Origin of the sequence: Streptomyces sp. NRRL S-920, assembly GCF_000717945.1 — a bacterium.
GTDB lineage: Bacteria > Actinomycetota > Actinomycetes > Streptomycetales > Streptomycetaceae > Streptomyces > Streptomyces alboniger.
On record NZ_JODF01000004.1, the window covers coordinates 189,029 to 196,977 of the forward strand.

Annotated in this window: 7 protein-coding genes; 4 read left to right on the forward strand and 3 right to left on the reverse strand. The window is 71.9% G+C overall.

The features are described 5' to 3' along the window. Positions 1 to 4 precede the first annotated feature (4 nt). A complete protein-coding gene (locus tag IG54_RS0105425; RefSeq protein WP_051819286.1) occupies positions 5 to 1,327 on the forward strand; it encodes a pyroglutamyl peptidase in 1,323 nt (440 codons plus the stop codon). Here the strand turns inward: IG54_RS0105425 and IG54_RS0105430 are convergent. Further along, positions 1,285 to 2,100, reverse strand: coding sequence for an EI24 domain-containing protein (locus IG54_RS0105430; RefSeq protein ID WP_030777964.1), 816 nt, complete (start codon positions 2,098 to 2,100; stop codon positions 1,285 to 1,287). The genes IG54_RS0105425 and IG54_RS0105430 overlap by 43 nt on opposite strands. Positions 2,101 to 2,238: 138 nt before the next feature. Here IG54_RS0105430 and IG54_RS0105435 point away from each other — a divergent pair, with 138 nt between their 5' ends. After that, entirely contained in the window at positions 2,239 to 4,824 is a 2,586-nt protein-coding gene (locus tag IG54_RS0105435) for a M14 family zinc carboxypeptidase (protein ID WP_030777966.1), read from the forward strand. Positions 4,825 to 4,912: 88 nt separating this feature from the next. Here the strand turns inward: IG54_RS0105435 and IG54_RS0105440 are convergent, their stop codons facing one another. Both IG54_RS0105440 and IG54_RS0105445 read right to left on the reverse strand, forming a co-directional pair. Beyond that, positions 4,913 to 5,341, reverse strand: coding sequence for an organic hydroperoxide resistance protein (locus IG54_RS0105440; RefSeq protein ID WP_030777969.1), 429 nt, complete (start codon positions 5,339 to 5,341; stop codon positions 4,913 to 4,915). A gap of 120 nt (positions 5,342 to 5,461) precedes the next feature. Further along, positions 5,462 to 6,493, reverse strand: a complete 1,032-nt coding sequence (locus IG54_RS0105445; protein WP_030777971.1) for an NADP-dependent oxidoreductase — start codon at positions 6,491 to 6,493, stop codon at positions 5,462 to 5,464. Between the two features lie 147 nt (positions 6,494 to 6,640). Between IG54_RS0105445 and IG54_RS0105450 the strand changes: the two genes are divergently transcribed. Continuing rightward, complete coding sequence (locus IG54_RS0105450) at positions 6,641 to 7,093, forward strand: MarR family winged helix-turn-helix transcriptional regulator (RefSeq protein WP_030777974.1); 453 nt, start codon at positions 6,641 to 6,643, stop codon at positions 7,091 to 7,093. Between the two features lie 146 nt (positions 7,094 to 7,239). Then, positions 7,240 to 7,830, forward strand: a complete 591-nt coding sequence (locus tag IG54_RS0105455; protein ID WP_324615406.1) for a DUF4232 domain-containing protein — start codon at positions 7,240 to 7,242, stop codon at positions 7,828 to 7,830. Positions 7,831 to 7,949 lie beyond the last annotated feature (119 nt).

A 7,949-nucleotide genomic window follows, 5' to 3' on the forward strand; every position in this document is an offset into this window, starting at 1 on the left:
TCGCGTGCGTTCTCGCTCTCATGTGCTGTCTCGGCTCGGCGCCCTCGGCGTCGTCGCCCTGCTCGCCGGACCCCTCGTCCCGGCTCCCGCCTCCGCCGCCCCGGCCCCCGCCGGCCGCACCGCCACCGTCGAGGAGCGGCGACTGGACCGCGCCGCCCCTCAGGAGATCCTGCGGCGCAGCGGATTCGACTCCGTGGCCCCGGAGTTGGCGCGCTCGCTCGGCAAGGCCCGCTCCTACGACCAGGCTCGCCGTCTCGTCGTACGGGAAGGCAGGGAGCTGTGGCGCCGGGCCGTCGACCGGGCGCAGGGGCGCGGGCCCGCGGGAGGGGACCTGAGCCGGGACGACGACCGGCCGCTGTACTGGGCCCGGCTGGGGATGGCGCGGGAGCTGAGGCAGTGGGAGCCGAAACGGTTCTCCCTCGGGGAGGAGCGGCGTGCCCGGCTCATAGCCGCGCTGGAGAGGACGTCCCGGGGACAGGACGCGGTACGTTTCGCCCAGAGGCCGCGCGCCCAGGGGTCCCGCGCCCAGGGCCACACCGCGCGAGGCCAGGCCGGGAAGCGCCCCGCCAAGCGGATCCTCGTCACCGGCTTCGACCCCTTCACCCTCGACCGGGACATCCGCATCAGCAATCCGTCGGGCGCCACCGCGCTGGCCCTGGACGGCACGACCATCCAGACCGCCGACGGGCCCGCCCGCGTCGAGGCGGTCACTTTCCCGGTCCGGTGGCAGGACTTCACCGACGGGGCCGTCGAGCGGGCGCTGCGCCCGCAGCTGTCGCGGGTCGACCTCTTCACCACCATCAGCCAGGGGCGGGTGGGCCGTTTCGACATCGAGCGGACCAACGGGGCCTGGCGCGGCGGCTTCCCCGACAACGACAACGTCTCCAGGACGGAGACCGTCCCGGTGAGCGATCCGGCCTCACAGCCCCAGTGGACGTCGACGACCCTCCCGTACAAGGAGATCGCGGACGCCGCCACGGGCCGCTTCCCCGTCTACGACAACACGTCCGTGACGGAGGTCCCGGCGGGCGGCACCGAGCCCGTGGACAGGCCCGACGGGCCGACCGAGGGGTCGAGGGCGCGCGCGGGAGGCGGCGGGGACTATCTGTCCAACGAGATCGCCTACCGGGCGACGCTGCTGCGGGACCGGCTCGGGCTGCACGACCGGCTGCCCGGCGGCCATGTGCACACGCCCGTCCTGCGGTTCGGCGCGGGCAACACCGATCCGGCGACGGGCGCCGTCACCGATCCCGAGTTCGTGCGGAACCGGCTCGACATCATCGCTCAGGTGAGGGGCATTCTGCGCGTGGCCGCGTCCGAGTCCTGACCCACGGCGTCCGGAGCGCCGTCGTCCTCCGAGCCGTTCTCGCCCAGCAGGTCCCGAGCCATCAGCGTCGCTCCCGCGACCGCGCCCGGCATCAGGAACACCGCGACGAACGGCACCAGGAAGACGACGGCGAGGGGCGTCCCGAAGCCCCACGCGAGCTGCTTGCGCGAGCGCAACAGGGCGAGCCGTTCGCGCAGTTCGACGCCGCGCCGCTGAAGGGCGACCGCGGTCAGCTCCTCGACGAGGAAGAACCCGGTGACGCAGAAGCCGATCACGGGGACGACGGTCTGCCCGGCGACCGGGATGAAGCCGAGTCCGAAGAGCAGGACGCCCCAGAGCAGCGCGCGCACGACGACGCGCAGGCTGTCCCGCGCGGAGATCCACAGTTCGCGCCAGAGCGGCAGCCCCGACTCGGGGGCGTGTCCCGACTCGGCGATGTCCACCTTCTCGGACAGCGACTCGTAGAACGGCTGCCCGATCAGCAGCGTCACCGCGGTGAAGGTGAGGACGGAGAGCAGCAGCGCGAGGCCGAAGAGCAGCACCGTCAGGAAGCCGCGGAAGTAGCCGCGCCACGGCGATGCCCAGTCGTCGGCGAAGGGCGTGGCCCAGCCGACGGCGTCGGAGCCCCAGAGCGCGAGTGCGACGAGCGCCCCCGCGTACAGGACGAGGGTGATGAGACCGGGCAACAGGCTCACCCCGTACTGCTTGCCGTGCTGGGCGACCCAGCGCTGCCCCTTCATCAAGTAGCCGAAGCCCACACCGAGATCACGCATGCGGCACACCCTAACCCCAGGTGAGGGGCGGTTTGCGGGCTCCCGCGTGCCAGGACTGTCACAGCCCTCTCGAAGACCCCCTTGTTGTGGAGGAGTTGAACCGTGTAAGACCTCGCTTACCGATCAACGGAGGTACGCATGGGTATATCCCGGCCATCCAGACCCGTTCTGCTCACCACCGCCGCCACGGCCGGCGCGCTGGTTCTCAGCGCGCTCGTCCCGGGCAGCGCGACCGCCGACCCGACACCGCGCCCGGTCACCCGCGAGGGTTCGCCGCTCGGCGACGGCCGGGCGGCCATGACCCCCGAAGCCGCCGCCGAGCGCGCCCTCGGCAGCGCACCGGCCCCGGGGCTCACCGATGAGAGGGGCCGCGGCTATCCGCGCGAGCGGAAGCTCACCGTGCCTGCGGAGAACTCCACCGACAAGTCGATAAAGCTGGGGCTCACGCCGTACCACGGCATCGCCCCGAAGCTGAACGAACTCCAGCGCGTCGGCGACCGCGTGAGCGTGGAGATCGCGGGCCGTTCCGCGGGCGGGCACCAGCTCTACCTCGTGACGGTCACGGCCCCCGAGTCCGCGCGCGAGGCCGCCCGGCAGGAACGGATGCGCGAGCGCATCGAGAACGCGCCCGCGGCCGCCGCGAAGGACAAGGCGATCAGGGCCTCGTACAAGACGCCCGTCTTCATCAACAACAACATCCACGGCAACGAGTGGGAGGGCACCGACGCCGCCCTGAAGCTCATCGAGAAGCTGGCGAAGGCGAAGGACAGGAAGAGCCGGTCCCTGCTCGCGCACAACCGCCTCTACTTCAACATCACCGCCAATCCCGACGGCCGTATCGCCGGAACCCGCGCCAACGCGGCCGGCTTCGACCTCAACCGCGACTTCGTCACCGCCTCCCAGCCCGAGGCCCGCGCGATCCGCGAGATCGCCGTCGCCAAGCAGCCGGCCGTGATGATCGATCTGCACGGCTATGTGAACGGCACGCTGATCGAGCCGACCACTCCCCCGCACGGCGAGAACTACGAGTACGACCTCTTCCTCAAGAACTCCTACGCCAACGCCCTCGGCATGGAGGCCGCCGTCAACGGCCTCGGCTACACGCAGGAGAAGGACGGCGTGAAGCCCGCCGTCATCCCCTTCCGCGACCAGGAGGAGGGGTGGGACGACTGGCCGCCCATCTTCACCCCGCAGTACCTGCCGTTCCACGGCGCCGTCGCCACGCACACCATCGAGTTCCCGATGCAGGTGAACAACGCGGCGTACGAGAGGGAGCCGGTCGCGGAGCTGCGGCGCAGGGCGGCCATCAACGTCGACATCGCGGGCGCGGCCATGCGCGCGAGCGTCGACTACGCCGACCGGCACCGGACCTCGCTCATCGCCGACCAGATCGAGGTGTTCCGGCGGGGCGCGACGGGCGCGAAGCAGGGCCCGGTGTCCGAGGAGACGGTGCCGGGCGTGCCCGGGATCGGGCCCGAGGATGTGTACACGACCACCTTCCCCCGCGCGTACGTGATTCCGGCGGCCGGGCGCGGCCAGCGGTCGGCGACGGCGGCGGCGCGGCTCGTGGACCACCTGCTCGCCAACGACGTACGCGTCGAGCGCGCGGGCCACCGCTTCCGGCTGGGCGGGACGACGTATCCGAGGGGTTCGTACGTCGTCGACATGCACCAGCCCAAGCGGGGGCTGGCCAACGTGATGCTGGCCGACGGGCGCGACATCAGCGGCAAGGTGTCGGCCATGTACGACATCTCGGGGTGGAGCCTCGGGCGGCTGTGGGGCGCGAGCGTCGTCTCCGTGAAGAAGGGCGACCTCGACCGTGTCCGGGCGCGTGAGGTGCGGGCCGCCTCCCGAGTCGGCCAGGTGGCGCCGCGCGGTGATCTGCGGCTGCGGCTCGACGACCCGCGGGAGATCGCGGCCGTCAACTTCCTGCTGGCTGAGGGGGTTTCGGTACGCCGTGACCGGGACGGAAGCGCGCTCGTGCCGTCGTCCGCGCGGCGGACGGCGGCGGTGGCCGCGCAGAGGTACGACGTCGAGTTCGACGCCACGAAGGCCAAGGGCGGCGCCGCGCTGCACCGTACGCGCGTCGCGGCGGCCGTCACGCCGGGCGAGCTGTTCGCGCTGCGGGAGATGAACTTCGACGTGACGCCCGTGTCGACGGCCGTGCTCAACGCGGGCTTCGACTGGAGGGGGACGGACGCGCTCTTCGTGTCGGCGGGGCTCGACCACGACAAGCTGGACGCGACGGCGAGGGCCGGCCTCGACCGGTTCCTGACCGGGGGCGGCGGGCTCGTGGGCCGTGGCGCGGCGGGCGCCGCGCTGAACGCCGACGCCGGGCTGCTCGCCGTGCGGCCGGTGGAGGGCAACGGCGACGCCAACGGCGTGGTGCGCGTGGCCAACAGGGGCGGCACGGTCACCGGCGGCGCCCCGGCCCACAGCTTCGTCTACTCCCCGATGTGGTTCACCGGCCTCGGCTCCGGCGTGCGCGTGGAGCAGCGGTACGGGAGCGGCGACCTGCTGGTCTCCGGGCACTGGCGGGCCGTGGCGGACGGCACCGGGGGCCCCTCGGCCGCCGCGGGCCGGGCTTGCGTCGTCAGCGGGACCGCTCGGGGCGCGGGCGTGGTCCTGTTCGGCACCGAGCCCCTGTTCCGCGACCATCCGAAGGGGGCGTTCCCGCAGGTCGGGCGGGCCCTGCTGAGCGTCGACCGGAGGCATTCCGCCTGAGCCAAGGGCCGCACCCCCGCTTCGGGGTGCGGCCCTCACGTGCGTACGTATGTACGTTACGGGCGTACGGGCCGGGGCCGGCGAGCGGTCAGGCGACCGCCAGCTCGACCTTGATGTTGCCGCGCGTGGCGTTCGAGTAGGGGCACACCTGGTGGGCCTTCTCGACCAGCGACTGCGCGGTGGCCGCGTCCACGTTCGGGATGGAGGCGGTGATCGCGACCTCCAGGCCGAAGCCGCCCGACTCGTTCTGGCCTATCCCGACCTGGGCGGTCACGGTCGAGCCGGAGATGTCGGCGTTCTCCTTGCGGGCGACCACGCCGAGGGCGCCCTGGAAGCAGGCGCTGTAGCCGGCGGCGAACAGCTGCTCGGGGTTGGTGCCCGCGCCACTGCCGCCCATCTCCCTCGGGGGGTTCACCACGACGTCGAGCTTGCCGTCGTCGCTGGCCACACGGCCGTCGCGGCCGTTCTCCGCGGTGGCGGTCGCGGTGTACTTGACGTCGATCTTCTGGATGGACATACGAGTCGATTCCTCCTGAGACGTGCCGCGGTGCGCGCCCACACCGCGGCCAAGTGGAATCAGGTTATCGGATGCCGGAAGAACTAAGGGTCCCTGTCCGGGGCGGGCGGGGCGGGCGCCTCAGGCGAGGGAGACGATCATCTTTCCGGTGTTCTCGCCGCGGAGCATGCCGAGGAAGGCGTCCACGCCGTTCTCGACGCCCTCGACGACCGTCTCGCGGTGCTTGAGTTCACCGGAGCGGATCCAGGCGCCGACCTCGCGGACGAACTGCGGCTGGAGCGCGCTGTGGTCCTGCACGAGCATGCCCTGGATGCGCAGCCGCTTGCCGATGACCAGGGCGAGGTTGCGCGGGGCCGGGGTCGGCTCCTTGTCGTTGTAGCTGGCGATCATGCCGCAGACGGTGATGCGGCCGTGCACGTTCAGACGGCTGATGGCGGCTTCCAGGTGCTCGCCGCCGACGTTGTCGAAGTAGACGTCGATGCCGTCGGGGGCGGCTTCCTTGAGCTGCTCGGCGACCGGCTTGTCGTCCTTGTAGTTGAAGGCCGCGTCGAAGCCGTACTCCTCGACGAGCAGCTTCACCTTGTCGTCCGAGCCCGCCGAGCCGATGACGCGCGAGGCGCCCTTCAGCTTGGCGATCTGGCCGACCTGGCTGCCGACGGCACCCGCCGCACCGGAGACGAAGACCGCGTCGCCCTCCTTGAAGGAGGCCACTTCGAGCAGACCGGCGTAGGCGGTCATGCCCGGCATGCCGAGCACGCCGAGGTAGGCGGAGAGCGGCGCGGCCTGGGCGTCGACCTTGGTGGCGTGCTGGGCGGGCACGGAGGCGTACTCGCGCCAGCCCGCGAAGTGCAGCACGTGGTCGCCCACCGCGAAGCCCTCGGCGTTGGAGGCGACGACCTCGCCGACCGCGCCGCCCTCCATGGGCTGGTCGAGCTGGAAGGGCGGGACGTACGACTTCACGTCGTTCATCCGGCCCCGCATGTACGGGTCCACCGAGAAGTGGAGGTTGCGGACCAGAACGCGGCCCTCGGCGGGGGCGGTGACGGGGGCCTCGCGCAGCGCGAAGTCCTCCGGGACCGGCCAGCCGTCGGGGCGGCGGACAAGGTGCCATTCGCGGCTGACGGAGGGGAGCTGCTCGGGGGTGACGGACATGGGGCGTCCTCCTCTTGCTTACGTACGGGGCTGAGCGCGGCCCGCGCGACCCACGGGACCCGCGGGGCCGGGAAAATGCTTCAGCTGATGAAACAACCATGCTCCTGGATATTTCATGATGTCAAGTAAACGGGTAGCCTGGTCCTCATGGCCACGAGTAGCTCGCGTACCCCCTCACCTCGCGTCGACCCGCTGACGCTCCAGGTCGTCGAGCTGATCGGCGCTGTCGTGGGGCGCTACCACGAGGAGTACGAGGAGGCGGCGGCCGAGCACTCGCTGACCGGTGCGCAGGCGCGCGTCCTGGGGCTGCTCTTCATCGAACCTATGCCCATGCGCCGCATCGCGCAGAAGCTGAAGTGCGAGCCGTCGAACATCACGGGCATCGTCGACCGACTGGAGGCCCGCGGCCTCGTCGAGCGGCGGCCCGACCCCGCCGACCGGCGCGTGAAGCTCGCGGCGCCGACCGCCGAGGGCGCGGAGGTGGCGCGCGGTCTGCGCGACTCCCTGAACTTCGCGCGCGAGCCGCTGGCGGAGCTGTCCCACGAGGAGCGGCTCTCGCTGCGGGGGCTGCTGCGGAGGATGCTGGGCGAGGAGGAGTAGCGGCGGTGCGGGCGGTGCGGGCGCTCGTCGTTCCGGAAGCGCGTTCCAGGGCGTGAGTGTCTGTGCTGGTCAGCGGGCGTTTCAGCGTTCCAGCGTCCCGTGTCGGCGGCCCGTTGTGGCGGGCGGGACGGATCGCGGCGGACGCTGTGGCCGTCCGAGCAGCCCGCCGGACGACACTCTCCGCACTCCTGGAGTTCTCGATGCGCTCGCGTCTCGCCGCCCGTTCCACCCGTCTCGTGCTGACCACCGTCGCCGCCGCGGCCCTCACCGCCACCGCGACCGGCGCCGCCCTCGCCGCCGTGGGCGGCCAGAGCACGGCCCATGCCGTCGAGCAGGCCTGCGGAACCAACGATCTGACCTTCAAGGTCACCGAGAAGACGCAGGCCGGCGGGTATCTCCTCGTGACCGCCAAGGCCAGGCCCGGCATTACCTGCTATCTGGACGGAACCATCCCCTCCGCGTCCTTCGGTTCCTCCGCGGACTCGGAGGTCGCCCCCGCCGAGCAGGGCATGACCGAGAACGTCAAGCTCTCCGGTGCCACCGCCGCCTACGCCGGCATGAACCCCAAGACCACCAACGGCGACTACGGCACCGAATACGAGCGGCTGTTCCTCGCCGTCGCCGGTGACGAGGACAACGCCGTCACCCTCCGCCTGCCCAGCCCCACCCTGATCGACAAGCCGGTCTCCACCAACTGGCACGCGAACCCCGCGGACGCCGTTCCCTTCTCCGGCTGACCCGCGCCGACGGGCTCCGCGTCACCTGCACCACCACAGGAAGCGGTCGCACGTCTCGGTCGGCTCCGGGTCGGGGGTGGGCCGCGGGTTCTCCGAGGTCGGCGGGGGCTGGGTGGGGG